The 1,448-nt window shown below is 29.1% G+C and carries 2 protein-coding genes; both read left to right on the top strand.

The features are described from left to right. Window positions 1–86: 86 nt before the first annotated feature. Window positions 87–641 (top strand): hypothetical protein, encoded by a 555-nt coding sequence (locus CHU92_RS00435; RefSeq protein ID WP_094411501.1) that lies wholly within the window; start codon window positions 87–89, stop codon window positions 639–641. A 1-nt stretch (window position 642) separates the two neighbouring features. Continuing rightward, a complete protein-coding gene (locus CHU92_RS00440) occupies window positions 643–1,275 on the top strand; it encodes a hypothetical protein (RefSeq protein WP_094411503.1) in 633 nt (210 codons plus the stop codon). Window positions 1,276–1,448 lie beyond the last annotated feature (173 nt).

Raw genomic sequence — 1,448 nt, forward strand, 5'->3', positions numbered from 1 at the left:
CAAGTTTTGTGGTAAAAGTCCCGCCCTTCGGGTAGCTGCAAACCGTTGTGCGATATATTTGAAAACCGCAATAAAAAAGAACATTTATGAAAAACCGAAAAAACTATTTGAAGTTAAATTCAAAGTATTTAATTATAATTTTAACACTTTTTTCAAGCGTAATTTATTCTCAAGAAGCTGTTGAGAAAAAAGGAAATGGAACATTTATTCCAGACGTTAATAATTCCTTCAAATTATTACAAAATAAAGTTACTCGAAAAAGTTTTGAACAAACTTTACCAATTTTCAAAGTCAAAGATTCGATTACATCAAGTTATAGTTATAATGAAAAGACAAATGAAAAAGATATATTTAACGGAATTGTTTCACAATATTCATTTATGTACAAAGATGAATATATGGTTTATGTAGATGTAACATCAAAAAATGATATAATAAACAGACTTGAATTTTATTTTGATTCAAAACAAGATTTGAGTAAACTTAAATCTCAAGTAATAAAAAATGGATTTCAATACGACGAAAGATTAACAAAAGTGTTAATCAAACTTGGATATAAATTTTGTCTAGCTTATACTAAAAAACCAAGTTATAATTTCACATATTACAACGAAAAAAAATTCACAATTTCAAAAAACTAAAATGATTTACACAATAAATTTATTAGATACAACTGAATGCGGACCAGAATCCGAATTTGAGGGTTTTATGCAAAAAGTTTTTTTACAACAAGGCTCTATTGATGGAGCTTGTGGACCTTATAGTATTTTTATGGGTTTATTATCTTTAGGCTTAATTAGTTATGACAAAATAACTTCACGAACCGTAAAGGGAAATGAAAGACTTGGAAAACTTTTGAATAAGTTGAATAATGAATATTATTCATTATTCAAAAACGGAACTTACCTAAAAGATTTAGAAGAAATAATTACTGAAACATTCGGAAAAGTTATCAACGTAAAAACATTAGACGAAAAAAATAACGATGTTCTAAATTTTACAATTGAACATTTGAAAGAAAATCATCCGACAATAATTGGTGTTAACTTTGATGAAGGCGGACATTGGATGTTAGCAGTTGGATATGAAACTAACGAAAATGACGAAGTTGTCAGAATTTTGGCATTAGATTCATCAGGAGAAAATCCAATTGTATCAACTTGGAATTCAATAATTGATGCGAAAACAACTAAAAGAGGAAAATATAAATATAAATGGTGGACAAAATCAACGAACGTAGAATATGAACAAGCGATTGCGATGTGGAAAAAATAATACATCGCACAACCGCCGTTTGGCAATATGGCGGGTTTAGGCTTAATTTAAAGTTGGTTTTGTACCTGTAAAATTAGTGTTTAACCGAAATTTAAGGCTTCCTTAATCCGCCACATCGCCAAGCGGCCAAACGTTAGCGGTCAGCATAAGTGAAACCGTTGAAAAAAAAAAAA

Origin of the sequence: Flavobacterium cyanobacteriorum (assembly GCF_002251835.1) — a bacterium.
Taxonomy (GTDB): domain Bacteria; phylum Bacteroidota; class Bacteroidia; order Flavobacteriales; family Flavobacteriaceae; genus Flavobacterium; species Flavobacterium cyanobacteriorum.